Origin of the sequence: Sphaerisporangium dianthi (assembly GCF_042654065.1) — a bacterium.
GTDB classification, from domain to species: domain Bacteria; phylum Actinomycetota; class Actinomycetes; order Streptosporangiales; family Streptosporangiaceae; genus Sphaerisporangium; species Sphaerisporangium dianthi.
Genome location: NZ_JBHSFP010000016.1, coordinates 151,031 through 177,245 on the forward strand (window position 1 = coordinate 151,031; position 26,215 = coordinate 177,245).

Here is a 26,215-nt window from a genome sequence, read left to right on the forward strand (position 1 = left end):
GGTCGGCGATCTCCTTACAGGTCGGCGGGCGCGGTGAGACGGCCGGTGACGGCGCTGGCGGCGGCGACGGCCGGCGACACCAGGTGGGTGCGCCCGCCCTTGCCCTGGCGCCCCTCGAAGTTGCGGTTGGAGGTCGAGGCGCTGCGTTCGCCCGGCGAGAGGGTGTCGGGGTTCATGCCCAGGCACATCGAGCACCCGGCCTGGCGCCACTCGGCGCCCGCGGCCTGGAACACCTCGTGCAGCCCTTCGGCCTCGGCGTCGGCCCTGACCTGCATCGAGCCCGGCACGATGAGCGTGCGCGCCTTGACCTTGCGCCCGCGCAGCACGTCGGCGGCGGCGCGCAGGTCCTCCAGGCGGCCGTTGGTGCACGAGCCGACGAAGACCGTGTCCACCTCGATGTCGCTCAGCGGGGTGCCGGCGGTGAGGCCCATGTAATCGAGCGCGCGCTGCGCGGCCGCGGGGTCGGAGGTGTCCTCAGGGGCGGGGATCGCACTGGTCAGCGGCGCGCCCTGCCCGGGATTGGTGCCCCAGGTGACGAACGGCGACAGCGTCGAGGCGTCGATCTCGACCACCGTGTCGAAGACGGCGTCGTCGTCGGTCCTGAGCGAGCGCCAGTATTCGACCGCGGCGTCCCACGCCTGTCCGGTGGGCGCGTGCGGGCGGCCTTCGAGGTAGGCGAACGTCGTCTCGTCCGGCGCGATCATGCCCGCGCGGGCGCCCGCCTCGATGGACATGTTGCAGACGGTCATCCGTCCTTCCATCGACAGGTCGCGCACGGCCTGGCCGCGGTACTCGATGATGTGGCCCTGGCCGCCGCCGGTGCCGATCTTGGCGATGATGGCGAGGATCAGGTCTTTGGCGGTGACGCCGTACGGCAGCGCGCCGGTGACCTCGATGGCCATCGTCTTCGGCCGGTAGGCCGGGAGGGTCTGGGTGGCCAGCACGTGCTCGACCTCCGAGGTGCCGATGCCGAAGGCCAGCCCCCCGAACGCGCCGTGGGTCGAGGTGTGGGAGTCACCGCAGACGATGGTCATGCCCGGCTGGGTGAGGCCGAACTGGGGACCGATGATGTGCACCACGCCCTGGCCGGCGTCGCCCATCGGGTGCAGGCGGACGCCGAACTCCGCGGCGTTCTTGCGGAGGGTCTCGACCTGGGCCTTGGACACCGGGTCGGCGATCGGACCGAGAACGGTGGGGACGTTGTGGTCCTCGGTGGCGATGGTGAGATCGGGTCGGCGCACCTTGCGCCCCGCCATGCGCAGGCCGTCGAACGCCTGCGGGCTGGTCACCTCGTGGATGAGGTGAAGATCGATGTAGAGCAGGTCGGGCTCGCCGTCGGCACGGCGGACGACGTGCTGCTCCCATACTTTCTCGGCCAGTGTGCGACCCATCCTGAACGCCTCCTTGCGTCTCGGTCCCCCGGGCGAACGTCTCATATGACAAGACGGACATTTCGGGATATGGACAGACTACCCGCCCCTCTCCCATATGCCAGTTGCATCTCGGATAGCGAGACGGCAGTATCGGGGTATGGACAACTCTAGCGGAGTCGGCGTACTCGACAAGGCCGTCCTCGTGCTCAACGCCCTCGAAGCGGGCCCCGCGTCACTGGCACAGCTGGTCCAGGCCACCGGCCTGGCGCGTCCCACCGCGCACCGCCTGGCCGTCGCACTGGAGCATCACCGCATCGTCTCCCGCGACACGCAGGGCCGGTTCATCCTGGGCCCCCGCCTTTCTGAGTTGTCCACCGCGGCGGGCGAAGACCGCCTGCTCGCCGTCGCCTCCCCGGTCCTCACCCATTTGCGCGACCTGACGGGCGAGAGCGCCCAGCTTTACCGCAGGCAGGGGGACGAGCGCGTGTGCGTCGCCGCCGCCGAGCGGGCGAGCGGCCTGCGCGACACGGTCCCCGTCGGCACCTCCCTTCCCATGACCGCCGGCTCGGCCGCGCAGGTGCTGCTGGCCTGGGAAGAGCCCGACCGGCTGCACCGCGGCCTGCGCGGCGCCAAGTTCACCGCCGCCACGCTGGCGAGCGTGCGCAGGCGCAGCTGGGCCCACAGCGTCGGCGAGCGCGAGCAGGGTGTCGCCAGCGTCTCGGCGCCCATCCGCGGCGCGGGCGGCAAGGTCATCGCCGCCGTGTCGGTCTCGGGGCCGATCGAGCGCCTCACCCGCACGCCGGGCCGCATGCACGCCGCGCCGGTGATGGCGGCCGCCGAGCGCATAACCGAGGCGATGCGCCGCTCCAACTGACCGGCGGCGCCGCCCGGGCGGCCCCGGTTCACGGCGTCGTCCCCGACCCGTGCGAACTGATTAGAGACGGCCGCCGCCAAGCACTAGCCTGGCGGAGTGACAGATCGCATCGAGGCAGCCGCGACGGAGCTGCGTCCCCTCCTTCAAGAGTTCATTCTCTGGGCACCAAACAACGCACCGGACAGTGATCCCGACCTGGTGGGACCCGCCGCTCTCTGGCACCGCCTGATCGCTCGCGACGACGTCCACCTGTGGAAGCGTGAAGACCTGCGCATGGTGCTGGTCGAACGCCTGCCCCAGGTCGTCGAAGATCCCGACGCGGCCGCCGACGGCACGGTCCCGGCCGTGCGCTCCTACCTGACCTTCCTCTCCGACACCGGCCGCCTGGCGGAGGGGTCCGACGATCTCGGCGATCTGCTGGACGAGCTGGACGCCGTCGAGGAGGACTTCATCGAGGCGATGGAGGAGGTCCTCGGCGAGCGCGACTGGGACGAGGATGACGACGAGCTCGACGAGGAGGAGGTCGAGGGCCTCGGCGATTTCGAGCCCTTCTCCGACGAACTGGCCGATCTGCCCACCATCCGCCTGCGCCCCGACACCGAGCTCGCCGCCGCGGCGCGCGAGGTGCCGCTGATCCACAAGGCCCGCGACCTGGCCGTCTGGGTGGGCAGGGGCCGCGAGGTCGGCGAAGACAGCCTGCTGAACGACGACGAGATCCGCCAGGCCCTCGGCGTCCTCGGCCTGCCGGAGCCGGACGAGAAGCCGCTGGCCCACGCGGTCCCCGCCCTGTGGAATCTGTGGAACCTCGCCGTCGACCTCGAGTTCCTCACCCCCGACGGCGAGGACACCGTCAGCGTCGACGAGGACACCGCCGCCTGGCCGTTCGACAACGACGACGACGTCCTCGACGCCTGGATGCTCGGGCTGCACTCGGTGGACTACGGCGATCCCGAGCTCGATGACGACGATCTGACGCTGGCCCTTTCCGGCCTGACCCGCGCGCTGCTGGTCCGGCTGCTGGTCGCCGAGGGCGAGCGTCCGATCGGCGAGCTGCGCGAGGAACTCGCCGAGGCCGCCGCCGAGTTCGACGACCTCGGCGCCGCCGCGTGGGAGGAGGCCGGCGACCCGCTGGTCTCCGTCCTCGAATGGCTGTCCGGCTACGGCATGGTCACCGTCGGCGACGACCGCGTGCGGCTCACGCCACTCGGCACAGAAGGCATCGTCCACCTGCTGGACGACGACGACATCGAGGTGGACGCGCGTCCGGCGATCGACGCGATGACCGCGCTCGACCTGCTGTCCCTCAGCGCCGATCTGCCCGAGGAGGAGGCCGACGCGGAGTTCGCGGCCTGGATGCGGCTGCGCGAGCCCGCCACGGCCGCCGAGGAGCTGCTGGAGGCCGCCGCCGAGGACGAGGCGGACGCGCTGATCCGGGTGCAGGCGGCGAGCCTGGTCGGCTCGCTCGGGCCGGTCGCCGTGCCCGCCTGGCGCGAGGCGCTGAACGAGCCGTCGCTCCGCCCGTACGCCGCGACGCACCTGGCCCAGCTCGGCATCGAGGACGCGCCGGAGCCGAGCCAGGGCGACACCCACTGGCTCATCCTCGACATGTGGACGATCTCGGCGGGCCTCGGCCGGCCCGAGTTCGTCAGCAGCCTGCACGACATCGGCCCCGCGCCCGTGCTGGGCAGCCTGCTCGAGGTGATCTGGAAGGTCCCGCACCCGCACGTCGAGGAGCTGCTGGAGGCCATCAGCGAGGCCCACCCCGACAAGCAGGTCGCCAAGGCCGCCAAGCGCGCCCTGTTCAAGGCCCGCTCCAAGGCCTCGGCCACCGCCGAGTAACCGCGCCACCGTTCCCCGCCCGCCGTCACGCCCACCGCGCGACGGCGGGCCAGGACACGACCGGACGCCCTCCGGACGCGAGCGGACGCCTTCTGGACACAAGTGGACGCCGCCCGCGGGACGGGAGCCGAGGTCGCCGTGAAATGCGAAACCCCCGGAAAGCGATGCTTTCCGGGGGTTATCGATGTGTAGCCCCGACCGGATTCGAACCGGCGCTACCGCCTTGAGAGGGCGGCGTCCTAGGCCACTAGACGACGGAGCCGAGCCGACACGACCTTAGGTCATGTCTCTGCAGGTGGTAGTCCCGACCGGATTCGAACCGGCGTTACCGCCTTGAGAGGGCGGCGTCCTAGGCCACTAGACGACGGGACCCTGCAGACCTGAATCGACGGAGGCGCCCTTGCGGACGCCCCGGCAACGGCCGTAACTCTACCGCACCCCGCAGAGCACGACCAAACCGTTCTCCCGGGCCCTCACCCGCCCATCCCGGAGCCCACCGCCTCGACCGGCGCCGGGCCGACGGGAAGGGACGGCCGGGAAGAGCCACGAGAAGGGCGGCGGGAGCGGGCTACGGGAGGGCGGCGCGAGGGAGATGAGGGGAGGGCGGCGGAAGCGGCGCCCCACACGTGTTCTCGTGGCGGCGGAGTCGCCGGGCCGACGGAAGTCACCAGGGCCGGAGGCGCGAAGGCCTCGGGCCGGAGAAGCGAAAACGCCTATGCCCCGTGAAGGACATAGGCGCTCAGCAGGAAACCCTGCTGGGGTACCAGGACTCGAACCTAGACTAGCTGAACCAGAATCAGCCGGGCTGCCAATTACCCCATACCCCAATGCTCACGGCCCCTGCTCGTCGCCGGGCCGCTCGCGACTTCCGAAAGAATAGCCCAGCTTGGGGGCCAAGACCAAAACGATTGCCCAACCCCGGGATTCCCCCTGGTCGTCCCCTGATCCGGCCCGTTGTCCACAGGATCGCCGCTTGATGTGCCGAGGACGGCTCCGCTGTGTAACGCTGCAAGGAGAGCCGTCGCCACGTGAGGAGCCCGCGCGTTGACCGAGAACCCCTTCTTCGTCCCTAGTGCCCTGCCCTACGGCCTGCCGCCGTTCGCGCAGATCCGCGAGGAGCACTACGCGCCCGCCTTCGAACGCGGCATGGCCGAGCATCTGGCCGAGGTCGAGGCCATCGCGGCCAATGACGAGTCTCCGACCTTCGACAACACCGTGGCCGCCCTCGAACGGTCCGGCGCGCTCCTGACCCGGGTCTCCACCGTGTTCTTCAACCAGGCGTCCTCCGACACCAACCCCACCGTCCAGGAGATCCAGAAGGACGTCACGCCCAAGCTCACCAAGCACAGCGACGCCATCCACCTCGACCGGCGGCTGTTCGCCCGCATCCAGGCCGTCCCCACCGACGCCCTCGACGCCGAAGAGCGCTGGCTGCTCGAACGCTACGTCACCGACTTCGTCCGGGCGGGCGCCGAGCTCGAACCGCACGACCAAGAGCGGCTGAAGGCCCTGAACGAGGAGCTCTCGACGCTGTCCACCCGGTTCGAGCAGAACCTCCTCGCCGCGACGAACGCCTCGGCGATCGTGGTCGAGGACGCCGCCGAGCTGGACGGCCTGTCCGAGGACGCCGTCAAGGCCGCGGCCGAGACCGCGAAGTCGCGCGGGCTCGAAGGCAAGTACGTCCTCACCCTGGTGCTGCCCACCGGCCAGGCCGCGCTGGAGGAGCTGACGAGCCGCGCGCTGCGCGAGCGCATCCACCGCGCCTCCACCGAGCGGGGTCTCGCCGAGAACTCCGAACTGGTGGTCCGCATGGCCACGCTCCGGGCCGAACGGGCGGCGCTCCTCGGCTACGAGAACCACGCCCAGTACGTCGTCGCCGATCAGACCGCGCCCGACGCGCGGGCCGTCACCGAGATGCTCGCCAAGCTCACCCCCGCGGCCGTGGCCAACGCCCACCGGGAGGCCGAGGAACTGCGCGAGGAGGCCGGCTTCGACATCGCCGCCTGGGACTGGTCGTTCTACGCCGAGAAGGTCCGCAAAGCGCGCTACGCGATCGACAGCCGCCAGATGCGCCCCTACTTCGAGCTCGACCGCGTCCTTCGCGACGGCGTCTTCCACGCGGCGGGCGAGCTCTACGGCCTGCGGTTCGCCGAGCGCTCCGACCTGGTGGGCCACCACCCCGACGCGCGGGTCTTCGAGGTCACCGACGAGGACGGCTCGCCACTCGGGCTGTTCCTCGGCGACTTCTACGCCAGGGCGTCCAAGCGCGGCGGCGCATGGATGAACAGCCTGGTCAAGCAGTCGGCGCTCGAGGGCACCCAGCCGGTGGTGGTCAACAACCTCAACATCGTCAAGCCTCCGCCCGGCGAGCCGACCCTGATGACCTGGGAGCAGGTCAACACGATGTTCCACGAGTTCGGGCACGCCCTGCACGGGCTCTTCTCGGCCGTGCGGTTCCCGAGGTTCTCCGGCACGGCCGTGCCGCGCGACTTCGTCGAGTACCCGTCGCAGGTCAACGAGATGTGGGCCACCTGGCCCGAGATCCTGGCCAACTATGCCCGCCATCACGAGACCGGCGAGCCCATGCCCCAAGATCTCGTCGACCGCATGCTGGAGGCCCGTAAGTTCAACCAGGGGTACGCCACCGTCGAGTACCTCGCGGCCACCCTGCTCGACTGGGCGTGGCACACCCAGACCGGAGACCCCGGCGACGCCCAGGAGTTCGAGCGGCAGGCGCTGCGCAACGCCGGCGTCGATCTGCCGCTCGTGCCGCCGCGCTACCGCAGCACGTACTTCGCCCACATCTGGGCCGGCGGTTACAGCGCGGGCTACTACTCCTACATCTGGAGCGAGGTCCTGGACGCCGACACGGTCGAGTGGTTCAAGGAGAACGGCGGCCTCACGCGCGAGAACGGCGACACCTTCCGCCGCGAGCTGCTGTCCAAGGGCGGCAGCGTGGACGCCATGACCGCCTTCCGCGCCTTCCGCGGCCGCGACCCCCGCATCGAGCCCCTCCTGGAGCGCCGCGGCCTGCTCTGACACAAGGGCCGGATCACCACCGGAACGCCGGTGGTGATCCAGGAGGCCCCCCTCCGGACACCAGGAGGCGCCTCTCAGGCGCTGGGAGGGGTGCACCTCCTAGACGCTGAAAGGCGCCTCCCAAAGGTCAGGAGGCGCCTTGCCGGTCGTCGGGGGGAAGTCCAGGAGGCCGTCAAACGGCCTCTGGAGCCTCCACGGGGGCGGGTGACTATGCGGAGGCCGGAGAGCCGGCTCCTTCGCGGAGCTTGGCCAGAGCGGCGCGCAGGCGGTCGATGGCGCGCTCGCGGCCGAGGACCTCGATGGACTCGAACAGCGGCAGCCCCACCGTGCGGCCGGTGATCGCGACCCGGACGGGGGCCTGGGCCTTGCCGAGCTTGAGACCGTGCTCGAGGCCGACCTCCTCCAGCGCGGTCTTCAGCGACTCGGGGTCGAAGGACACCGACTCGAGCCGCTGGAGGTAACCGGCCAGGATGTTCTCGGCCCCCGGCTTCATCGCCTTGTCCCAGCTCGCCTGGTCGAAGACGGGCTCGTCCAGGAAGAGGAAGTCGACGTTGGCCGTGATCTCCGAGAGCACGGCGATGCGGGTCTGCGCCAGCGGCGCGACCTTGGCGAAGGTCTCACGTCCCCAGGCGGGGTCGAGCCAGGGCTCGCAGCGCCCGATGAAGACCTCCAGCGGCAGCGCCCGGATGTACTCGCCGTTGAACGCCCGCAGCTTCTTCTCGTCGAAGAACGCCGGAGAGGGGTTGACGTCGGCCAGCTTGAACAGCGGCATCATCTCGGACCACGGCATGATCTCGCGGTCGCCGCCCGGCCCCCAGCCGAGCAGCATGAGGTAGTTGACCATCGCCTCGGGGAGGTATCCCTCGTCGCGGTAGGACTCGAGGGCCACCTTGTCGCGGCGCTTGGAGAGCTTCTGCCGCTTCTCGTTGACGATGACCGGCACGTGCGCCCACACCGGCGGCGCGACGCCCAGCGCCTGCCACAGCAACTGCTGCTTGGGGGTGTTGGACAGGTGCTCCTCGGCACGGGCCACGTGCGTGATGCGCATCTCGATGTCGTCGATCACGTTGGCCAGGACGAACAGCGGGGACCCGTCACTGCGGGCGATGACGAAGTCCTCCATGGCCTGGTTGGGGAACTCCACCCGACCTCGCACCAGGTCGTCCACCACGGTGACGCCCTCGTCGGGCGTGCGGAAGCGCACCGCGCCCTCGGCGAGCCCTCGGTCGCGGCAGAACCCGTCGTACCCCTGGTGCTCGGAGCCGGTGCGGGCCTTGACGTCGTCGCGGGTGCAGGTGCAGTGGTAGCCCTTGCCGTCGGCGACCAGCTTGGCGACGGCGGCGCGGTGCTGCTCCTCGTACGCCGACTGGAAGTAGGGGCCCTCGAAGTGGGGCGAGTCGCCGTGGATGCCGATCCAGGCGAGGGCCGAGATGATGCCCTCGGTCCACTCGGGCCGGTTGCGGGCGGCGTCGGTGTCCTCGATGCGCAGCACGAACCGGCCGCCGGACTGCTCGGCGAGCGCCCAGTTGAACAGCGCCGAGCGGGCGCCGCCCACGTGGAACATGCCGGTCGGCGACGGCGCGAACCGCACCCGAAGCGTGGGCTCCGTCGAGCCCTCCTGCAGATCAGTCACGGGAGACCACCCGGTTCGTGAGAGTGCCGATGCCTTCGATGCCCACGCTGACCTCGTCGCCGTCCTCCAGCGGGCCGACCCCCTCCGGCGTGCCGGTGAGGATCACGTCGCCCGGGATGAGGGTCATGACGTCGGTGATGTAGGCGATCAGCTTCGGAATGTCGTGGATGAGCTGGGATGTGCGCGCGCTCTGCTTGAGCTCGCCGTTGACCGTGGTCGTCAGAGCGAGGTCGGCGGGGTCGAGCTCGGTCTGGATCCACGGGCCGAGCGGGCAGAAGGTGTCGAAGCCCTTGGCCCTGGTCCACTGCCCGTCCTTGCGCTGCAGGTCGCGGGCGGTGACGTCGTTGGCGCAGGTGTATCCGAAGATGACGTCGCGTGCGCGTTCCACCGGCACCTCGCGGCAGAGGCGACCGATGACCACGGCCAGCTCGCCCTCGAAGTCGACGCGCTCAGAGAGCTTGTGCGGATAGGCGATCGCCTCGCTCGGACCGATCACCGACGTGGACGGCTTGCTGAAGATCAGCGGCTCGGCCGGCGGCTCGCCGCCCATCTCGCGGGCGTGCTCGGCGTAGTTCTTGCCGATCGCGATGACCTTGCTGGGCAGGATCGGCGTCACGAGACGCACCTCCTGCAGCGGGTAGCGCTCGCCGGTGAACTGGATCGAACCGAACGGGTGCCCGTCGATCCTTGCGATGAACTCCTCACCCTGAGCGCCTTCGACCACGCCGAACGCGACACCGTCACCTGTGGAGAACCTTGCGATACGCACCCCCCAAGGCTAGTGCCGCCCGGCGCGCCGCGGGGACACCCGGCCCGCCTCGGCCCGGCGGCGCCCCCGGCGTCGGAGGAGCCGCTTCCACCGGGGCCGAGGAGACCTGAGGGCGAGTCCCGCCGGGGCGGGGGCCACGGATCATAGGCTGGCCCCACCGGGCTCACGCCGTCCCGGGCGGACGCGGCGGACGGCGGGCGGCCCGGCACGAGACCGTCTGGCGAGGAGTGGACATGTCCGTTGTGAAGATCAATGCGCTGAATGTGCCCGCCGAGATGCGCGAGGAGCTGGAACGCCGGTTCGCGGGCCGCGCGGGCATGGTCGAGTCGTCGGACGGCTTCGAGTGGTTCGAGCTGCTGCGCCCCATGGAGGGCACCGACCGCTACCTGGTGTACACGCGCTGGCGCAGCGAGGAGGACTTCCAGCGCTGGCAGCAGAGCCAGGCGTTCCAGCAGGGCCACGCGCGGGCCGCGTCCGACGCCGCCGCGCAGGGCCACGGCCACGGCCAGACGGCGGAGCAGGGCCACGGCCATGGTCAGGGGCATGGCCACGGTCAGGGCCCGGCGGCGACGGGTTCCGAGCTGTGGAGCTTCGAGGTCGTCCAGAGCACCGGCCGCAAGGACTCCTGAGGACCGAACCCGGTCGCGGCCCGGTCCCGGCCGAACCCGGTCTGATGCCTCGACGGCGCGATCGACGCCGATCGAGCATGGTCGGGTGCCGGTCGACCGGGCGTTGGTGCCGGTCGGGCTCGGACCGGATGTGCCGCCGTGAGGTCAGGCGGCGCGCCGTGAGGTCAGCCTTTGATCCCCGTGGTCAGGCGGTGGTGGAACGGGTGAAGCGGGCGGCCCAGTCGCGCAGGTGGTCGACCAGTTCGGGGGGGCGGACCACCTCGAAGTCCGCGCGCAGCGTGCCCAGCGCCATCGCCGGCCAGTCCAGCGAGTCCGAGGACATCAGCAGCCGGCAGCTCGTCTCGTCGATCTCCGTCACGGTCGCCCACGAGCCCACGGCGCCGCGGACGGCGGCGGCGGGCGCGCGCACCACGACCTCGACACTGTGCGACGCCGACGCGAAGCTGCCGAGGCTCCGCCGGACGAACGCGGCCGCGTCCTCGGCGGGCAGCTCGCGGGGCCGGAACCGTTCTCCGGTGCCGACCGGGCCGTTCAGCCGGTCGAGCCGGAAGCTGCGCCAGTCGTGGCGGTTCACGTCGTAGGCCACCAGATACCACCGCCGTCCCAGAGAGACGAGCCGGTGCGGTTCGACGTACCGGTCGCTGCGTTCTCCTTTGTGGGCCGTGTACGAGAAGCGCAGGCGCTCCTCGTCCCGGCACGCCTGGGCGACGGCGGTGAGCACCGCCGCGTCGGCCCGCGGACCGGGTCCCCACGGGGCCGGCACGGTGGCCGCGAGCAGCACCTCCGCCCGGCGGCGCAGCCGGGGCGGCATGACCTGCACGACCTTGGTGAGCGCGCGCAACGAGGACTCTTCGATGCCGGCGACCGTCCCCTGCGCGGCCATCCTCAGGCCGATGGCCAGGGCGACCGCCTCGTCGTCGTCCAGAACCAGCGGGGGCAGCACCGCACCCGCGGCGAGCTGGTAGCCGCCGTCGATGCCGCGGTGAGCCTGCACCGGGTAACCCAGCTCGCGGAGCCGGTCGACGTCCCGGCGCACGGTGCGAGGGGAGACCTCCAGCCGCTCGGCCAGCTCGGCGCCCGGCCAGTAGCGATGCGTCTGGAGCAGGGACAGCAGTCGCAGCGTCCGTGAGCTCGTGTTCGCCATGCCTCAAGCTTGCCGCTCATTGAGGTCGGGAAGTGACCGCTATGCCCATTGGCGTCACCGCCTCGCACCGCCGCTCGTCGGGGACCTCGGCATGAGCATGATCGTCCACTCGACGCTCCGACGCCGAGGCCTGCCGGACCGGGGGCAGGAGGGGCCGATAGCTGGGAGAACGCTGGGCGTGCGGCATCTGCTTGTTAACGATGCGACTGAGGAGGCGGCGGCGACTTGACCTGTTCGTCATGATTCAGACAGCATGATCCGCCCCCTCATCATTGGTCACGGAAGGAACTGGCGTGCGCCGCCGGACACGAGCCCTCGGATTTCTCACCACCCTTCTGCTGACCGGGGGCTTGGTGTTCCACGCCGCGCCCGCGGGCGCCCGCGGCGGCGCCGGGGCGGCGGCCGTCAAGCCCAGCGCCGAATGCCAGGGCGACTGGCTGCCCGCCACGCCGACCTCCGCGCAGGTCATGTCCGGCGAGGTGCAGTTCCTCGACCTCCCGCCCGTCAAGATCGGCAAGACGATCGACTGGCGCTGGAGCCCGTACAAGAACCGCTCCTGGGACATGGTCTTCTCCTCCCTGCGCTGGGTCGGCCGCCTGGTGGCCGACTACGAGACCTCAGGAGACGAGAAACTCCTCGGCCGGGCCACCGAGCTGGTCAAGAGCTGGGTCGAGAGCAACCCCCGGGGCGGCTCGCGCGCCAGCGTGTACGCCTGGGACGAGCACCCGATCGCGCTGCGCGCGCCCGTGCTGGTCTGCCTGAGCCGCCACGTCAAGGCGTCCTGGCTCACCGGCAGCCTGGCCGACCACGCCAGGATGCTCTCCAACCCGGCCCTGTACGAGAAGGGCCACAACCACGGCCTGGACCAGGACATCGCCCTGCTGCGCATCGGCTGCCGCACCGGGCACAAGGAGTGGGCCGATCTGGCCATCCGCCGCATGACCGGATCGGTGAAGCTCGACATCGACTCCCAGGGCGCGTTGCAGGAGCAGGCCCCGCGCTACGGGATCTACGTCCATGAGCGGCTGAAGGTCGGCATGGAGGCCATCACCGACTGCGGCAGGAAGGTGCCCGCCGAGATCGAGAAGCGCTGGGCTTCGCTGGAGGGGTACATCACCCACGCCACCGAGCCCAGCGGGCACATGGTCCCGATCGGCGACGGCGGCGCGGACGTCAAGCCGTCCGGGTACAAGCACGCGAAGAAGACCGTGCAGGTGTTCAAGGCCGGGTACGTCTTCGGGCGCACCAAGTGGGACAAGCCGGAGTCGGCGTACTACTCCATCCGGTTCGGCCCCGGCCTGAAGTTCCACGGGCACGAGGACCACCTGGGCGTGACGTACTACGCGCAGGGGCGCGACGTGCTGGTGGAGGCCGGTTTCCACTCCTACGAGCGCACGGCGTACCGCTACTGGACCATGTCTCCCGAGGCGCACAACGTGCCCGTCGTCGTCGGCAAGTCGTTCCGCGGGCGCACGGCGACCTCCCTGACCCGCTCGTCGATCAAGGACGACCGGCAGTCGTACAAGCTCACCGACAAGGCCTACGGGGTGACCCGGAACCGCTCGGTGCTGGTCAACCACGGGGACGACGTGATGGCCGTGTACGACACGGTCGCCTCCGGCGCGAAGGCCCGCAGTTACTGGCACCTGGACCCGGCGCTGACCCCGGTCTCCACCAGCGGCGGGCGCGTCGTCGTGAAGGACAAGTCGGGCTGGAAGGCCACCCTGGCGCAGATCGAGATGCCGTCCTGCAAGCCGATCTCCGGTCAGACGGTCGTCCGCGGCCGGACCAACCCCTACCAGGGCTGGATCTCGCCGTCCTACATGACCAAGGTGCCCGCCTCCGTGGTCGTCTCGCCCGCGACCGGATCGCTGCTCACCGTCATCGTCCCCGGCACCGCCGAGCCCGACGTCACCTGCTCGGGCACCCGCGTGACCGTCAAGACCTCCGACGGCGAGACGTCCTTCCGCGCCTCCGCGGGCGCCCTCTCCTGAACCGGGGCGAAGGGACTCAGTAGAACAGCTCCCATTCTCCGTTGTTGTCCGAACGCGCCCGGAGCATGCCATGATCGGCGTCCGAGTAACCCAACTCGGCGGACACGTACTTGCTGTTGGGCGCTCGGACGGCATCGGGGCGTGGGAGAAGTTCTACGTGTGGTGCCGCCCCAAGCAGTACTGCACCATTCGATCTCTCGCCAACGACACATTCGTGTCCGCCGAGATGAACTACACGGGGGCCGGCTCCGGCATGCTCCGAGCACGGGCGACGTCCGTCAGGAAGTGGGAGCAGTTCGCGGCCGAATAGCAGACATCCTCATCTCGCTTCGCGAAGTCGACGGACGCGGGCGCACGGGTCCGGAGCGCCCGGCCCGTCGTCTCCGCGGCCCCATGCCGACGCCCCTGCTCACCATCGCCGTCCCCGGTACCACCGAGCACAAGGTCATCCGCGTCACAAGCGAGACCTCCGGCTCGCGAACTGCGGGCTATTCGAGCCTGTCCTGCGGATACAGCTTGTCGAAGGCGATTCCGGTCAGGACAGAGACCGCCACCGCGATCATCCACGGGTCGATCCCGGTGGCCTGGTTGATGAACTGAGCCGCGTCGCCGAAGCTCAGACTCGCGTCCGCGCACGCGGCCAACGCCATCGCGAAAGCGGCTCCGGTCACCACCCTGCGCCGCGATGCCCGCGAGGCCATGAAGGGACGCGCCAGCGGGACCGCGACCATGCCGGACGTGCTCGACGATGGCGCCGGCTCGGACAACCGCGCGAGCAGCCGCCGGTCCGGCCATAGCGCAGAGCCGGGCATGCGAAACAACGGCTCCCACGCGGAAGGCCGGAGGTCGACCGCGTGAAGGGGCTCTATGAAATGCCTGAGAACGCCGTCGGGTTCGACGAGCCACTGGAAGCGAATTCGGCGCGTTTCGAGACTGAAGTACGAGATGAAGAAGAGCGGCCCACGGCCGTCTCCTTCGTCCGTCGCCGAAGGCGCCGGCGGAAGCCCCGGGGGTGCGCCATGTCCAGAATGAACGAGTAGCCGGGGTGGAGAGTGGACAATGCGCCCAGAAGACCGGGTAAGAGTCGCCACCGTCACCGCTCGACCCTACCTCCGCCGCCTTCGGCGCGGGCATGGTGCGTACGCGCATCCCTGCTCGACCGCGCGCCCCGCACCCGCCCGCGTCGCCGCCGCCCCCACCTCCAGCTCACCTCTCCTACTTCACCACCTTGTACTTCACGTCGAACCAGACCGTGCGCCCCGCGTCGTCCTCGTGTACGTCCCACCGCTGCGAGATGAGGTCGACGAGCATCAGCCCCCGGCCGCCTTCCGCGAGCGTCTCACCGCAGACGCGCGGCGCGGACCGGCCTCCGGCGTCCACGACGTCGACGTGGACGAAGTCATGGCAGTCGGCGATGGCGAGGGTCACCTTTCCGCCGTTCCTGGAGTCGGAGTGCAGGACGGCGTTGGTGACCACCTCGGAGACCAGCAATGTGACGTCGTCGATGGCCGGATGCGCTTCGCCGAGTTTCGCCCTGACGAACTCGCGCGCCTGTGACACCGACTCCGGAGAGCCGACCAGCTCGATGACGCCCAATAGCCGACCCGTCGCCATGCGCGAATACCTTCCTCCACAGGGAACGTTTACGCCTCCTGATGATTCCGCCTCACCAGAATGTCAACATGTGGCTACCATCGGTAGCGAATTCGACTCACACCTCGGGCACATTAGGGGTGATCCAGGGGGTGAGGCATCCGTCCTAACGCCATTCCCCCAGGGGTAGGTGAATATGTCATCTATTCATGAGAGAAATCCTCCCGACTCCCCGCGTGCCCTTTTTGTCTTCGAACTACGCCGGCACAGAACGGCCGCCGACCTCACCCACAAGCACCGCGCCACAGCCCTGCGCGACCGGGAGCCGATGGTGTGCCGGGGCTCTTCCAGACGCAGGCATACGCGCGGCTGATCCTCTCGGCCGAACCAGGGGTCACGCCGGACGAGGTCGATGAGCGCGTCACCGGCCGCGGATTCATCATCGCTGAACGCCAAGGGTCCTCTTTCGCCGCCTATGTGGAAGGACAACCAGTCGCTCAAGCTCATTCAGGAAGCGGTGAACCAGAATGATCGATGTCGAAAACGCCTTGTGGCGTAAGAGCACGCACAGCGGATCCGACGGCGGCAATTGCGTCGAAGTCGCGTCCGATCTTCCCAGAGTCGTCGCCGTGCGGGACGGCAAGTGCCCGTCCGGTCCGGCATTGGTCTGCGCGCCTGCCGGCTGGTCGGCATTCCTGAGCGGCATCAAGGACGGCGCGCTCGACGTCTGAGTCCGGTGACGGCTCACGGAGTCCAGAAGGGCCGGGCCGTGCGGCTCTCCTGGACTCCGCCGGACTTCAACCCGCTGACGCGACCACGAAGTTGTAGAACGTGGGGTACATCGCGCGGTTGTCCGCCCGGTCGGCGCTGACCACGGCCATCTGATGAAGTCCGTCGGTCGTCGGCGTCCAGGTCACCGTGGCGGTGCCGTCGGGCTCGGCATCCACCCGGGTCCACGGCTCGCCGTCCATCTTGTAGTAGTAACCGGCCACGTCCGCCACGCCGTTGGGACTGATGGTGAACCGGCCGGGCACGCCCGGCCCGCCGATGGGGGTGGGGCCGTCGTACGGGGTTCCCGCGACGGTGCCGGACCGGTCGGGCTTGGCGGTGTCCACCACGTACTCACACCATGGGCTCCACTCGCTGTCCTGCTCGTAGGCGTCCTCCGTGCGCACCCGCCAACGGAACGCACCGTCGTAGTAGCCCATGAGGACGCCGGAGGCCTGCCCGTCCAGGATCGGGGTGAACTCCTCCCAGTACGACTGCCCGTCGAGGGTCTCCCACTGCCAGTGGGCGCTCGCCGGGCCGCCGCCGCTGAGCACAGCGTGCGGCCGAGGCGCGAAGGCGACGTACGGCCGTGCGTCGCCCGTCGCGCAGGGGTACGGCCCGGCCTTGCCGCCGATGGCGTCGGGCCACGTGCGCTCCGACGGGTCGGTCACGAGCTGAGCCGGCGGCTCCACCGGCGGCAGGTGGTTGACGTTGAGCACCGGCGCCTGTTCGAGGCGGTACGCGCCGAGCGGAGCCCGCTCCTGCTGTGACCACAGGCCGAACGTCACGGTCGCGCGACCGGCCGCGTGCGCGTCCGCCACCACCGCCGACACATCGAACGCCAGCATCGTCCCCAATGTGTCGCACGAGGACCAGGTGTAGGTGGCGACGAGCCGCGACCGACGCGGCTGCCGGCGCCAGGTCGTGTGCTCGTCGACGGGACCGGTCTCCCAGAGCTGGACAGGTTTCTCGCCGACTCTGCAGGTGTCGGCGCGGTCCACCAGGAGCTTCGCCTGCACCGGTCTGCCTCCTGCGAACGACGGCACGGGGAACCGGTAGAACGCCCTGGCGACGCGGTGTCCCTCCAGCGAGCCGACGGGCACGGGCGCGTCCTGCTTCCAGTGCGACACGTTGTGGTGCCCGGACTCCACATAGGTCCAACCGTCAGCGATCACGGTCTGGACCGGCAGGTACGGATCGGACAGGTAGGGATTCTGCGGCTTGTACTCATAGGTGATGCGCAGCTCAGGGGCGTTGACGAAGCTGAGACGGCCCTGTGGCCGGTCTTCGAGGCTGGCGCGCACGCCGAGGACGAGCTCGCCGCTGTCGCCGGCCACGGTGTCGGTCACCAGCGGAGTCATGTCGAACTCGTAGGGAGAAGTGGGCTCGCAGTTCCACTGGCTCGGGACGACCGCGAGGCTCTTGGTCCACTCCGGCTGGCGCTCCCAGTTGGTGCGCCTGTCGATGGGACCGGTCTGCCACAGCTCGAAGCCCCGGACGCGGTTCTCGCAGACCGGGTCCGGCCGCAGCAGCGTCAAGGACGCCGCGACGATCGTCCTGCCGTGCAGCATGGACAAGTCGTTCATGAAGAACGATCTGCGCACCGAGGCCGGCTCGTCCGCCTGGGCGAACGTCCCAGCCAGGCCGACGGGCGCGGCGACGTCCTCGTTCCAGTGCGACCGCTGGGCTTCCGCCGAGGACACGTAGGTCCATGCCGCCGGTCGTAACACGATCGTCGCCCTCAAAGTCCAGGCTTGCGCGGGCGCCACCACGAAGGGCACGATCATCACCGCCGCCGCCAGTGCGCGCGCGAGCAGCCGGAATACCCCTGACCTCATGAAATTGTCCCCGTTTCTGATCTTTCGGTCCCCGGGAGGCAGGGTAGATCAGCGAGCCCTTTCACGGCAGGCCCAAATTCCCGCGAGGCCGGCATGAGGCATATGGACGCGGAGGATCGGACAGCTCGGCGAGGTGGCCCCAGCCACCCGGCACAGTGGTGGGGGACGGGGAGCGAGCGAGGGGCCGCAGGCCCCTCGCTCGCCAGGTTCAGGCGGCCGGCGCCACCACGAAGTAGTAGAAGGTCGCGTTGACCGCGCGATTGCTCGCCCGATCGAGGCTGATCACGGCCAGTTCGCGGAATCCGGCGGCGGTCGGCGTATAGGTCACCGTGGCCACGCCGTCGGGCCCGGCGACCGCCCGGGCCCACGGCTCACCATCCAACCTGTAGAAGTATCCGCCCACGTCCGCGACCCCGTTGGGACTGAGGGTGAACCGGCCAGGCACCCCTGGCCCGCCCTTGGGGGTAGGCCCGCCGTACGGGGTTCCCTCGACCTTGGCGGGCCGGTCGGGCTTGGTGGTGTCCACCACGTACTCGCACCACGGGCTCCACTCGCCGACCTGACCGGACGAATACTCCCCTCGCACCCGCCATCGGTACGCGCCGCCGTCGGCGCCCACCTGGTCGCCGAAAGCCCGCCCGTCGTACCACACCAGGGCCGATTTCTCGTGTACCGGTTCGCCGTCCAGGGTCTCCCACTGCCAGCGGGCCATCGCCGGAGCGGCGCCGGGGTCGAACACGGCTGTAGGCTCCGGCACGAAGGGGACGTACGACCGCTCGGCGCCCCTCCCGCAGGGGAACGGCCCTATGCCCTCGATCATGTCGGGTGGCTGAACAGTCGACACATCGGTCATGAGCTCAATGGGCCCGCCCGGGGGCGAGCCGATGCCGAGCGTCGGCCCTGGCTTCACGAGGTAGCGGCCGCGATCTCTCTCGTCCTGCGACCGCAGGCCGAAGGTCACTGCCGTACGACCGGCCGCCTGGGCCTGCGCGACCGCCTCGGACACGTCGAACACCAGCATCCCCCCCGACGCGTCGCACGAGCCCCAGGTGTAGGTGCCGACGAGCCGGGACCAACGCGGCTGCCGGCGCCAGGTCGTGCCCTCGTCGATGGAGTCGGTCTCCCACAGTTGGAGGGGCTTCTCACCCACTTCGCAGACGTCGGCGCGGGGCATCATGAGCTTCGCCCGCGCCGGGACTTCGGGGAGAGACGGCAGAGGGAAGCGGAAGAACGCCCTGGCGACCCGGTGTCGCCCCAGGAAGCCCGCGGGCACCGGCGCTTCCTCCTTCCAGTGCGAAACGTTGCGGCGTCCTGAGTCCACATAGGTCCAGCCATCAGGGCTCACACGCTCGATCGGCGCATTCGACGGATACGGGTCCTCTTTGTCGTATTCGTAGGTGATCCGTAGTTCCGGGTCGTTACCGAAGGCCAGCCGGCCCTGTGGCCGGTCCTCGAAGCCGGCGCGCACACCGAGGACGAACCGGCCGCTTCCGCCGGCCACGACGTCACTCACCGCAGCGGTCACGTCCAGCACGTAGGGGGATGTGGGATCGCATTCCCACTGAGCCGGGACCGCCGCGAGTGTCCTGTTCCACTCCGGCTGGCGCTCCCACTTGGTCGACTTGCTGATGGGACCGGTCTGCCACAGCTCGAAGCCGCGGATGCGGTTCTCACACGAGGCGTCGGGCCGCAGCATCGTCACGGACGCGCCGAGGATCTTCTTGCCCCTCAACGCGGACACATCGTGCGCGAAGAACGACCTGTACACCGTCTGTGGCTCGTCCGCCTGGTCGAACGTCCCCGCCAGGCCCACGGGCGCGTCCACGTCCTCGTTCCAATGCGACCGCCGAGGATCGGCCGAGGACACATAGGTCCATGCCTTCGGCCGTAACGAGATCGTCGATGATGCGATCGAGGCGTGCGCGGGAGTCATCGTCAACGGCACGGACAACAGCGCGGCGACCAGCACGCGCGCGAATAACCGGATCGATCCTGTCCTCATGAGCCGTCCCCGTTTCTGATCTTTGATCCCCGAGGGGCAGGCTAGATCACCGGGTCCCGCGACGGCAGGCCCAAATCGCGGACGACCGACCGTGAGGGCTTGACCGGAACTCAGGCGCCGGCGTGGGTGCGTCGCCCGTCAGGGGCGTGGAAGCGGGCGAGCCTGTTCAGGGCTTCCTGGGTCGCCTCGGGGCCGTCGTCGGTGAACGCGCGGCTGCGGGCGAAGGTCCGCAGTGGCTCCGGGTAGTGGTACCGGTCCAGGTCGCCGGGGACCAGCAGGTGCAGGTCCACGAGGGACTCCAGCAGCACCGCGGCCTGGCTGAGCGGCAGCTCCAGCACGGCCGCCGCGGCGCCGAGCGAGATCTCGGGCTCCTCCGCCATGGACAGCAGCCGGAACGCCCGCGCCTGCGCGGGCGACAGCCGCTCCATCACCGACACGTACGGCCGCTCGATGGCCGCGCACTCCGGCGGGAGCAGCGGCGAGCCGGGCGCGGGCCTGCTGAGCCGCCGCCTCGCCTCGGCGATGCTCCAGCCCGGCCGCGAGGCGATGCGCGCGCCGAGGGCCATCAGCACCTGCGGCAGGCCCGCGCAGCGCCGGACCAGCTCGCGGACGTCCGCCGGCTCTGGACGCACCCGGTCGGCGCCGACGAGCCGTTCCAGCAACGCGATGGAGTCGTCCTCGTCCAGCCCGGTCAGCCGCAGCCAGCGAATGGACGCCAGGTCGTACAGCCGCTGCCGCGCGGTGACTACGACCGCGGGCCCGCCCGGGCCGGGCAGCAGCTGACGCACCTGCTCGGCGTCACGGGCGTCGTCTAGCACGACCAGCAGCCGGCGGCCGGTGGTGAGCGTCCGCCACAACGCCATCCGCTCGCTGAACGACTCGGGGAGCCCGGCGGGGAGGACGCCGATGCCGCGCAACAGCTCGGCCAGCGGCTCGCCCGCGGTGCCGAGGTCGACGAACAGCTGTCCGTCGGGGAAGTCCGCGGCGACCTCGTACCCGAGGTGCACGGCGAGAGCGGTCTTGCCGACGCCGGCGAGTCCTTCGACGCCGACGACCGGGACGCTCGCCCGGGACGGGGTCAGGCCGTCGGCCATGCGGGACCGCTCCTCGACCCGGCCGACGAAGTCCGGCAGGTCCGGTGGCAGCTGGGTGGGGCCGTGGGCCGCGACGGCGGTGGGCGCGGGTGGGTCGGGCGCGAGCAGCGCCGGGTCGGAGGCGAGGATGCGGCGCTGCATCTCCCGCAGATCAGGGCCCGGGTCGAGGCCGAGCTCGTCGGCGAGCAGCCGCCGCACGTCCTCGAACACGGCGAGCGCGTCGGCCTGCCGGCCGGACCGGTAGAGCGCCAGCATCAGCAGCTCGCGCGGCCGTTCGCGCAGCGGCTGCTCCGCGATCACCTCCGCGAGCTCGGCGGCCGCCTCGACGTGCCGGGCGGACTCCATGTCGGCCGCCGCCAGATCCTCGAGCGCCGTCAGCCGCAGTTGTTCGAGCCGTACGCGTTCGAACTCGGCGTAGTCGCCGTTGACACCGGCGAGCGGGGCGCCGTGCCACAGGCTCAGCGCCGCGCGCAGCGCGGCCGCCGCGGCGGGCGCGTCGCCGGCCCGGCGGGACTCCCTGGCGACGCCGAGGTGCCGCTGGAACTCGGTGAGGTCGAGGTGCTCCGTCCGCAGCGCGTAGCCGCCGCCGACCGACTCGATCACCGCCGCCGGGCGGCCGGGGTCGAGCACGCGGCGCAGCCGGGACACGTAGGAGCGGACGACGCCGACCGCGGCCCTCGGAGCGGCGCCGCCCCAGATCGCGGCGATGAGCTGGTCAGGCGAGGCGGGCAGGCCGGCCTGCAGGAGGAGGATCGCGAGGATCGCCCGCTGCTGCGGGCTGCCCAGCTCGATCTCGTCGTCGCCGCGCCAGGCCCGTACAGGACCCAGCACTTCGAAGCGCAACCGCTCCCCCACCAGGGACTCCTTCCGGCCGACCGCCTGGTCGTCACCCGCAACGACGGACGTGCGACCGGTATTCCGGCCGGTCACCACCCCCTGCGACCGGCCCGCGGGCGGCATTCCGGCCGGTGCCCCCTCGGTGGCCGGCCTGCGACCGGGCTCAGCCGCCGCCGAGGAGGTCGGCGAACGGAGTCGGCGCGAACAGGTCGTGTGCGCCCCGCGCGCCCCGCCTGCCGATCTCGGTGGCGAACTGGGCCGCGGCCCGGTCGATCCGCTGGGCCAGCAGGTCGGGCGCGGCGGCGCCTCCCCAGTCCTCCGGCGCCGCGAACACCGACGTGGGCACGACCACGCCCCGCAGGTAGGTGAACAGCGGCCGTACGGCGTTCTCCAGCATCAGCGAATGGCGCGCGGTGCCGCCGGTCGCGCCGATGAGCACCGGCTTGTCCGCCAGCGCGTGGTCGTCCAGCAGGTCGAGGACCTCGAAGAACGTCTTGAACAGCCCGCTGTTGGTGGCGGCCAGCGTCGGCGTCACCGCGATCAGCCCGTCGGCTCCGATGACCGTTTCGAGGGCGTCCTGGAGCTTGGAGCCCGGGTAGCCGCTGACCAGGTTGTCCACCAGGTCGTGCCCGTGCTCGCGGACCTCGATCACCCGCGTCTCGACCTCGTCGCCGGACTCGCGCAGCTCGCGCTCGGCGGAGGCGGCCAGCCGGTCGGCGAGGAGCCTGGTCGACGACGGGCGGCGGAGCCCGGCGGACACGACGGCGATGGTGCGCTTCATCGGATCTCCGTCGCCTTCGACGTCTCCCGCGCGGCCGCCTTCAGCGACTCGTGCGTCGGCGCGTCGGGAATGTGCGCCGGCCTCAGCGCCGCGAACTCCTTGCGGAGCACGGGGACGACCTCCTCACCGAGGAGGTCGATCTGTTCGAGCACCGCCTTGTGCGGCAGGCCCATGCCGTCCACGTTGAACAGCTGCCGCTGGTAGTCGCCGAAGTCCTCCCGGAACCGGAGAGTCCGGTCGATGATCTCCTCCGGGCTGCCCACCGACAGCGGCGTCTGCCGCATGGTCTCCTCCAGCGACGGCCCGTTGCCGTACGTCGGAGAGTTGTCGAAGAACGGGCGGAACTCGGCCATCGCGTCCTGCGACCTGCGCCGCATGTACACCTGGCCGCCGAGGCCCACGATCGCCCGGTCGGCCGGCCCGTGCCCGTAGTGCTCGAACCTGGCGCGGTACACGTCGATCATCCGGCGCGTGTGCTCCTTCGGCCAGAAGATGTTGTTGTGGAAGAACCCGTCGCCGTAGTAGGCGGCCTGCTCCGCGATCTCCGGGCTGCGGATGGAGCCGTGCCAGACGAACGGCGGCACGCCGTCCAGCGGGCGCGGGGTCGCGGTGAACGACTGCAGCGGGGTGCGGAACCTGCCCTGCCAGTCGACGGCGTCCTCCCGCCACAGGCGCCGCAGCAGCGCGTAGTTCTCCACGGCGAGCGCGATGCCGTCGCGGATGTCCTTGCCGAACCACGGGTACACCGGGCCGGTGTTGCCCCGGCCCATCATCAGGTCGACCCGGCCGTCCGCCAGGTGCTGGAGCGTCGCGTAGTCCTCGGCGATCTTCACCGGGTCGTTCGTGGTGATCAGCGTCGTCGACGTCGACAGCAGGATCTCGCTGGTGCGCGCCGCGATGTAGCCGAGGATGGTGGTGGGCGAGGACGGGACGAACGGCGGGTTGTGGTGCTCGCCCAGCGCGAAGACGTCGAGGCCGGCCTCCTCCGCCTTCAGCGCCGTCTCGACCACCCGCTTGATGCGCTCGTGTTCGGTCGGCGCGCGCCCGGTGGCAGGATCGGGCGCGATGTCGCCGACCGTGAAGATGCCGAACTGCACGGAGGTCTCCTCTCAGCCGCGAAGGCATCGTCCGCGACCGGTCGTTTCCGGTCACATCCCGATGAAAGCGCGGCGAGATTGACACCTCCTGCACGTCCGGTTCACAAGCCGTACACGTACGTCGCATGTCAGGACGCGGTCGCGCAGGACCTCGCCGCCGATCAGCCCGCCAGTTCGAGCAGGGTGCGGATGATCAGGTCGCGGGCCAGCGGCACCTTGTGGGCGTTGCGCGGCAGCGGACGTGCCTGCTCCATCTCGGCCTCCGCGGCCGCGACGAAGGAGTCCTCGGCCGCGCGGGATCCGCGCAGCGCCTGCTCGGCGCGGAAGGCGCGCCACGGCGCGTGCGCGACCCCGCCGAGCACGATGCGGCAGTCGTGGACGGTCCCGTCGCCGGCGACGTCCAGGATGGCGGCGAGGGACACCAGCGCGAACGCGGAGGAGGGCCGTTCGCGGGCCTTGCGGTAGCGGGAGGCGCCGGGCCGCGGTGGCGGAAGGGTCACCGCGGTGATCACCTCACCGGGCTCCAGCCGGGTGTCGCGGTCGGGCCGGGAGCCGGGCAGGCGGTGCAATCCGGGCATCCGCACGACGCGGTCACCGTCCGGGCCGGTGAGCAGCACGCCGGCGTCCAGCGCGGTCAGGGCCACCGCCATGTCGGAGGGGTGGATCGCCACGCAGGTGTCGGAGTGGCCGAGCACGGCGAGGTCTCCGTGGTCACCGGCGATCGCGGGGCATCCCGAGCCGGGCAGCCTCTTGTTGCACGGCTGGGAGACGTCCTGGTAGTAGAGGCAGCGCGGGCGCTGCAGCAGGTTGCCGGCGACGGTGGCCATGTCGCGCACCCGCGCGAGCCCGCCGCGCAGCACCGCCCGTGCCAGCAGCGGATAGCGCTCGCGCACCAGCGGGTGCGCGGCCAGGTCGGTGTCCCGGACGGCGGCGCCGATGCGCAGCCCGTCCCCGTCCGCTTCGACGCCGCTGTCCCGGACGCTACTGTTCTCGACGCCGCGGGCCGCGACACCGTGGGCCGCGACACCGTCCAGCGGCGGCCCGCTCACGTCGGCCGACATGCGGGGCTCGGGAGCGACCGCCAGGCGTCGTTCACCTTGAGGGTGACCTCCATGGGCGCTCGACTACCCGACCCCCCGCTCCCCGAATCCCCCTCAGGTCACCCTCTACCAACCCTTTCCCCTGAGCCGACCTCCCCGTGCCAGGCGACCACCGGCAGGCGAGATGGCCGGCGCGGGTCGCTCAGGCGGAGTGGCCGGCGCGGAGGAGGCTGTAGGTGACGGCCTGATCCAGGGCCTGCCAGGAGGCCTCGATGATGTTCTCGTCGACGCCGACCGTCGCCCACTCACCCTTGGCGTCGCTGGAGGTGATCAGGACGCGGGTGATGGCGTCCGTGCCGTGGGTGCCCTCCAGGATGCGGACCTTGAAGTCGATGAGCTCGACCTCGGCCAGCTCGGGGTACAGCTTCTCCAGGGCGAGGCGGACGGCGCGGTCGAGGGCGTTGACGGGGCCGTTGCCCTCGCCGGTGGCCACGATGCGCTCGTCCTTGGCGTGCAGCTTGACGGTGGCCTCGCTGACCACGTCTCCGCCGGGGCGGCGCTCGACGATCACCCGCCAGGACTCGACGGTGAAGTGCCTGCGCCGCTCACCGGTGACGGTGTCGCGCAGCAGCAGCTCGAAGGAGGCGTCGGCGGCCTCGAAGGTGTGCCCGCGGGACTCCAGGTCCTTGACGCGGTCGACCAGCTCGCGCGACTGGTCCGCGGTGAGGTCGTAGCCGAGCTCCTTGCCCTTCAGCTCCACCGACGCCCGCCCGGCCATGTCGGAGACCAGCATGCGCATGTCGTTGCCGACCTGGGCGGGGTCGATGTGCTGGTAGAGGTTCGGATCGACCTTGATCGCGCTGGCGTGGAGCCCCGCCTTGTGGGCGAACGCGGAGACGCCGACGTAGGGGGCGTGGGAGTTGGGCGTGACGTTGGTGACCTCGGTGATCGCGTGGGCGATGCGGGTCATCTCGGCCAGCGACTCCGGCGGCACCAGCTCGAAGCCCTTCTTGAGCTGGAGGTTGGCGACCACGGTGAACAGGTTGGCGTTGCCCGAGCGCTCGCCGTACCCGTTGGCGCAGCCCTGGACGTGGGTGGCGCCCGCCTTGACGGCGGCCAGCGTGTTGGCGACGGCGCAGCCGGTGTCGTCGTGGCAGTGGATGCCGACGCGGGCGCCGGTGGCGACCGCCTCGTGGACGACGTCGGCCAGCTCGTCGGGCAGCATGCCGCCGTTGGTGTCGCACAGGGCGATCACCGAGGCGCCGGCCTCGGCGGCGGTGCGCAGGACCTCCAGCGCGTACGCCGGGTTGGACTTGTAGCCGTCGAAGAAGTGCTCGGCGTCGAGGAACACCCTCTGCCCCTCCGCACGAAGGTGGGAGACCGTGTCGCGGATCATCGCGAGGTTCTCTTCGAGGGTCGTGCGGAGGGCCAGCTCGACGTGCCGGTCATGACTCTTGGCGACAAGGGTCACGACCGGCGCGCCGGATTCGCGCAAAGCGGCCACCAATGGGTCGTCGGCTGCCTTCACTCCGGCCCGGCGGGTCGCGCCGAACGCGGCGAGTCGCGCGTGCTTCAGGTCGAGCTCGGTCTGAGCCCGCCGGAAGAATTCGGTGTCCTTGGGGTTGGCCCCCGGCCAGCCGCCTTCGATGAAGCCGACGCCCAGGGCGTCCAGGTGGCGGGCCACGACGAGCTTGTCGGCGACGGTGAGGGACAGGCCCTCCTGTTGCGCGCCATCGCGCAGCGTCGTGTCGTACACATGGAAGCGGTCGTCGGCCATGGATTCGTCTCCTTCGGGGATGTCTTCTGCGTTCGCCGCGCGCGATGTCCGCCGTCAGGCCGAACCTGGCCCAAACAAAAAGACCCCTCACGGA

20 protein-coding genes and 3 tRNA genes are annotated in these 26,215 nt (G+C 70.6%); 7 read left to right on the forward strand and 16 right to left on the reverse strand.

Going from position 1 to position 26,215, the window contains the following annotated elements; genetic code table 11:
• Window positions 1–14 precede the first annotated feature (14 nt).
• The gene (gene leuC, locus ACFO60_RS22950) at window positions 15–1,391 is read right to left on the reverse strand and encodes a 3-isopropylmalate dehydratase large subunit (protein ID WP_380843285.1); all 1,377 of its coding nucleotides are present in this window, start codon (window positions 1,389–1,391) and stop codon (window positions 15–17) included.
• A gap of 139 nt (window positions 1,392–1,530) precedes the next feature.
• Here leuC and ACFO60_RS22955 point away from each other — a divergent pair, with 139 nt between their 5' ends.
• On the forward strand, window positions 1,531–2,247 hold the full coding sequence (locus ACFO60_RS22955) for an IclR family transcriptional regulator (protein ID WP_380843287.1): 717 nt from the start codon (window positions 1,531–1,533) through the stop codon (window positions 2,245–2,247).
• Between the two features lie 198 nt (window positions 2,248–2,445).
• A complete protein-coding gene (locus tag ACFO60_RS22960; RefSeq protein ID WP_380843289.1) occupies window positions 2,446–4,086 on the forward strand; it encodes a hypothetical protein in 1,641 nt (546 codons plus the stop codon).
• A 189-nt stretch (window positions 4,087–4,275) separates the two neighbouring features.
• Here the strand turns inward: ACFO60_RS22960 and ACFO60_RS22965 are convergent.
• From ACFO60_RS22965 to ACFO60_RS22975, 3 genes are all read right to left on the reverse strand, one after another.
• Window positions 4,276–4,348: transfer RNA gene (locus tag ACFO60_RS22965), tRNA-Glu, on the reverse strand.
• A gap of 34 nt (window positions 4,349–4,382) precedes the next feature.
• Window positions 4,383–4,458 (reverse strand) — tRNA-Glu (locus tag ACFO60_RS22970).
• Between the two features lie 383 nt (window positions 4,459–4,841).
• A tRNA-Gln gene (locus ACFO60_RS22975) sits at window positions 4,842–4,913 on the reverse strand.
• Between the two features lie 217 nt (window positions 4,914–5,130).
• Here ACFO60_RS22975 and ACFO60_RS22980 point away from each other — a divergent pair.
• On the forward strand, window positions 5,131–7,125 hold the full coding sequence (locus tag ACFO60_RS22980; RefSeq protein ID WP_380843291.1) for a M3 family metallopeptidase: 1,995 nt from the start codon (window positions 5,131–5,133) through the stop codon (window positions 7,123–7,125).
• A gap of 208 nt (window positions 7,126–7,333) precedes the next feature.
• Here ACFO60_RS22980 and gltX read toward each other — a convergent pair whose 3' ends face one another.
• Together gltX and ACFO60_RS22990 are read right to left on the reverse strand one after the other, a co-directional pair.
• The gene (gltX, locus tag ACFO60_RS22985) at window positions 7,334–8,749 is read right to left on the reverse strand and encodes a glutamate--tRNA ligase (RefSeq protein ID WP_380843357.1); all 1,416 of its coding nucleotides are present in this window, start codon (window positions 8,747–8,749) and stop codon (window positions 7,334–7,336) included.
• Window position 8,750: 1 nt separating this feature from the next.
• Window positions 8,751–9,527 (reverse strand): fumarylacetoacetate hydrolase family protein, encoded by a 777-nt coding sequence (locus tag ACFO60_RS22990; protein WP_380843293.1) that lies wholly within the window; start codon window positions 9,525–9,527, stop codon window positions 8,751–8,753.
• Window positions 9,528–9,760: 233 nt separating this feature from the next.
• Here ACFO60_RS22990 and ACFO60_RS22995 point away from each other — a divergent pair, with 233 nt between their 5' ends.
• The gene (locus ACFO60_RS22995) at window positions 9,761–10,156 is read left to right on the forward strand and encodes an antibiotic biosynthesis monooxygenase family protein (protein ID WP_380843295.1); all 396 of its coding nucleotides are present in this window, start codon (window positions 9,761–9,763) and stop codon (window positions 10,154–10,156) included.
• 184 nt (window positions 10,157–10,340) lie between these two features.
• Here the strand turns inward: ACFO60_RS22995 and ACFO60_RS23000 are convergent, their stop codons facing one another.
• Window positions 10,341–11,300 carry a helix-turn-helix transcriptional regulator gene (locus ACFO60_RS23000; RefSeq protein ID WP_380843297.1) on the reverse strand — a complete coding sequence of 320 codons (960 nt, stop codon included), beginning with the start codon at window positions 11,298–11,300 and terminating at the stop codon, window positions 10,341–10,343.
• Between the two features lie 293 nt (window positions 11,301–11,593).
• Between ACFO60_RS23000 and ACFO60_RS23005 the strand changes: the two genes are divergently transcribed.
• Window positions 11,594–13,294 carry a heparinase II/III domain-containing protein gene (locus ACFO60_RS23005; RefSeq protein WP_380843299.1) on the forward strand — a complete coding sequence of 567 codons (1,701 nt, stop codon included), beginning with the start codon at window positions 11,594–11,596 and terminating at the stop codon, window positions 13,292–13,294.
• Window positions 13,295–13,782: 488 nt separating this feature from the next.
• Here ACFO60_RS23005 and ACFO60_RS23010 read toward each other — a convergent pair whose 3' ends face one another.
• Both ACFO60_RS23010 and ACFO60_RS23015 read right to left on the reverse strand, forming a co-directional pair.
• On the reverse strand, window positions 13,783–14,106 hold the full coding sequence (locus ACFO60_RS23010; RefSeq protein WP_380843301.1) for a hypothetical protein: 324 nt from the start codon (window positions 14,104–14,106) through the stop codon (window positions 13,783–13,785).
• A 403-nt stretch (window positions 14,107–14,509) separates the two neighbouring features.
• A complete protein-coding gene (locus tag ACFO60_RS23015; RefSeq protein ID WP_380843303.1) occupies window positions 14,510–14,908 on the reverse strand; it encodes an ATP-binding protein in 399 nt (132 codons plus the stop codon).
• 312 nt (window positions 14,909–15,220) lie between these two features.
• On the opposite strand from ACFO60_RS23015, the gene ACFO60_RS23020 reads away from it, so the two are divergent.
• Complete coding sequence (locus ACFO60_RS23020) at window positions 15,221–15,418, forward strand: Scr1 family TA system antitoxin-like transcriptional regulator (RefSeq protein WP_380843305.1); 198 nt, start codon at window positions 15,221–15,223, stop codon at window positions 15,416–15,418.
• Window positions 15,415–15,618 carry a DUF397 domain-containing protein gene (locus ACFO60_RS23025; RefSeq protein WP_380843307.1) on the forward strand — a complete coding sequence of 68 codons (204 nt, stop codon included), beginning with the start codon at window positions 15,415–15,417 and terminating at the stop codon, window positions 15,616–15,618. Before ACFO60_RS23020 ends, ACFO60_RS23025 begins: the two co-directional genes overlap by 4 nt.
• Window positions 15,619–15,684: 66 nt before the next feature.
• On the opposite strand, the gene ACFO60_RS23030 is transcribed toward ACFO60_RS23025, so the two are convergent.
• From ACFO60_RS23030 to cimA, 7 genes are all read right to left on the reverse strand, one after another.
• Entirely contained in the window at window positions 15,685–17,493 is a 1,809-nt protein-coding gene (locus tag ACFO60_RS23030; RefSeq protein WP_380843309.1) for a hypothetical protein, read from the reverse strand.
• Window positions 17,494–17,701: 208 nt separating this feature from the next.
• Window positions 17,702–19,495 carry a CBM96 family carbohydrate-binding protein gene (locus tag ACFO60_RS23035; RefSeq protein WP_380843310.1) on the reverse strand — a complete coding sequence of 598 codons (1,794 nt, stop codon included), beginning with the start codon at window positions 19,493–19,495 and terminating at the stop codon, window positions 17,702–17,704.
• A 110-nt stretch (window positions 19,496–19,605) separates the two neighbouring features.
• Window positions 19,606–21,444 carry an AfsR/SARP family transcriptional regulator gene (locus ACFO60_RS23040; RefSeq protein WP_380843312.1) on the reverse strand — a complete coding sequence of 613 codons (1,839 nt, stop codon included), beginning with the start codon at window positions 21,442–21,444 and terminating at the stop codon, window positions 19,606–19,608.
• A 145-nt stretch (window positions 21,445–21,589) separates the two neighbouring features.
• A complete protein-coding gene (locus ACFO60_RS23045; protein WP_380843314.1) occupies window positions 21,590–22,207 on the reverse strand; it encodes an FMN reductase in 618 nt (205 codons plus the stop codon).
• Window positions 22,204–23,304 (reverse strand): LLM class flavin-dependent oxidoreductase, encoded by a 1,101-nt coding sequence (locus ACFO60_RS23050; RefSeq protein ID WP_380843316.1) that lies wholly within the window; start codon window positions 23,302–23,304, stop codon window positions 22,204–22,206. The genes ACFO60_RS23045 and ACFO60_RS23050 overlap by 4 nt, the downstream gene beginning before the upstream one ends.
• Before the next feature lie 161 nt (window positions 23,305–23,465).
• Window positions 23,466–24,365 (reverse strand): FAD binding domain-containing protein, encoded by a 900-nt coding sequence (locus tag ACFO60_RS23055; RefSeq protein WP_380843318.1) that lies wholly within the window; start codon window positions 24,363–24,365, stop codon window positions 23,466–23,468.
• A 181-nt stretch (window positions 24,366–24,546) separates the two neighbouring features.
• Entirely contained in the window at window positions 24,547–26,121 is a 1,575-nt protein-coding gene (cimA, locus tag ACFO60_RS23060) for a citramalate synthase (RefSeq protein WP_380843319.1), read from the reverse strand.
• Window positions 26,122–26,215: the final 94 nt, after the last annotated feature.